Raw genomic sequence first — 2,571 nt, forward strand, 5'->3', positions numbered from 1 at the left:
ATTGGCGCGTTTTGTACACCACTTGGAAATTGTTGCAGCATTTGAAAATACATACCTTTTAAACGATATGCATGCCGTAAATTTATAATTGGATACGGTGGGTCAAAAGAAGTCATCCATTGCAATTCGTCCCAAATATTCTGCATGGCAGTTTTACAAATAGCAGTTCCTTTTTCAATATTTCCTGCACGCACATATAATTTTCCAATGGCATACGAATACTGTTTGTAGGGAACTGTTTTATTTGGGAAAAGGGTAGTGCATTTGTCTAAAACGGCAATGGTTTTTTGTGCGTTTCCTTCTTCTAACAAAGCTTGTGCTAAATAATAATAATTCTGGCGTAAAATATCGCTTGCATACGTTACGTTTTCATTGCGAATAAACTTAGAATCATCCTGAAAACCATCAAATTTTACAGTATTCATAATGTACGGATACATCATTTCGGTATCGACAATCTTTGGATTTAATTTTGGATTTTTACGTTGAATTGGCGCTAAAATATTCACCATGCCATGTTGAATTAAATACGGATCTAAGTTTATATGATGGTTCTTTTTACCGTTAAAAGCAAAGCAAATTGTACGTTCGTTAATGTTATTTTGCAACAAATTAAGCAATACAATTTCATTTAAACCATAAAACTTTTTAGCATGTTGCCAGGTAATAGCGGAAGTGTACGAAGCGTTTAATTTTTTCGGATCTACTATTTTTTTAATGCGTGTTGTATCAATAGGAAGTGAAAATGTAGTGGACGGAATATAATGTCGCATACGTCCATTCCAATTAATTCGCGTATCATCTTTCTTTAAAAATTCAAACAAAATTGGCAATACTGCGGCATCTTTTGTTTCTTCCTGCAAAGGAATTAATTTTTCAGCACCATTTACATAAAAATCAGGATCAAGATTGAGTTTAATCGGTTTAGAATTGTATGTAGCTTTCTTTAAATTATCGATGTGCGCATCAATATTCAATTGGCTAAAATTGATAACTCGAACGTCCGTGCGATAGCCTTCTACTTGTTGTAAATACCAAAGCGGAAACGTCATATTATCGCCTTCAGTAATTAAAATAGCTTGCTCTGGACAAGCGTCTAAATAGGCTTTTCCAAAATTATATGAAAAATAATCATGTCCACGTTGGTGATTGTCCCAACCTTTCGCGAATAATTGAAATGGCGCTGCTAAAAATACAATTCCGGCAACGATACTGATGCGTGTTTTTGGCGTTTTTATGGCGGTTAACACTTGCGTGAGAAAGACTACTGAAAGACCAATCCATAAAGCAAAAATTACGAATGAACCAATAAAAATATAATCGCGCTCACGAATCAAAATACTAGAGGGAACTGGATTGACATAAATGGTAATGCCGATTCCGAACGTGAGAAACAACAATAATGTCATCCATAAGTATTGTTTGTGTTTTCGTAAAGCGATGATTCCTAAAATTCCTAAGATAAAAGGTAGAAAGTAGTAGGCGTCATTTCCTTTATGATTTTTATACGATTCGGGCATTACAGAAATATCTCCAACACGACTTTTGTCAAATGCATTGAAGCCGCTGATCCAATTTCCATCTTTAATATACCCTAAACCGTGATGATCGTTTTGTCTTCCAATAAAATTCCAAAATAAATAACGCGCATTCATCCAAATTGCTTGGTAATTTATGAAGAAGCTTATGTTTTCTGCAAAAGTTGGTTTGTTGATTGTAACCATTTCGCCACGCACTGGATAGTTGATAGGTTCTCCAAAAATTGGTGTCCAAGCTTTGTATTTTTCGGTATCACCTTTATCAAACATCCGCGGAAAAAACGTGGTAAATTCGGATGCATAGTTTACTTCTTTAAACTTGCCATCGTGTACCATTTCGTATTTTTCAGAATTGGTATTATAGCTGTATTCAGGTTTTACATCAACAAAAGCAACATCTTTGTCTAAAGGCGCATTGTAAACAGGTCCTTTAAGTAAAGGAATGGCACCAATACCAAATTGTTCTGCACGTACATATTGCAGTGTTTTATTACTGTTTTTTACACTGTTAGCAATTAATAAATTTACATCCGATCGTTGCATTGGCATAAAAAAGGAACTCATCCCTACAAGGAAAAAAACCACACCCAACGTAATATGATGCAGTTGTGTTTTGTGTTTTCTTTTAGATAGAATTAATATGACACTAATACTTATAGCAATAAGTGTTAATAATACAATAACTCCCGAGTTTAGAGGCATTTTATATGAATTTACGAGCCACATATCAAGTGTGTTTGCAAGTTCTATAAGTCCTTGAACAATAAAGTTATAGATAAGAATAAAAGTGATACCACCTGCTAAAATTGCTAAGCAGAAGTTCTTAAAAGAAAGTCCAAACTTTTTATGTGTTATTACAACTGAAAAAGGAATAACAATGGCAATTGTGATCAAATGCACACTTGTAGAAATTCCTAAAAGGAGTGCAATTAAAAAAGCATATCTAATTTCTTTTTTACGATTTGTTGTTTGTTCCCAAAGTAGCATTGCATAAATCATTCCTGTCATAAGTGCAAAAGACAAGGTGTATACT

General features: G+C 34.0%; 1 protein-coding gene. It reads right to left on the reverse strand.

All coding sequences use genetic code 11. The features are described 5' to 3' along the window. The coding region (locus tag AB8B65_RS07570; RefSeq protein WP_405300279.1) for a protein O-mannosyl-transferase family at positions 1-2,571 on the reverse strand (2,571 nt) is incomplete at both ends.

The sequence above is a fragment of the Kordia sp. genome, assembly GCF_045105435.1.
Lineage (GTDB): Bacteria > Bacteroidota > Bacteroidia > Flavobacteriales > Flavobacteriaceae > Kordia.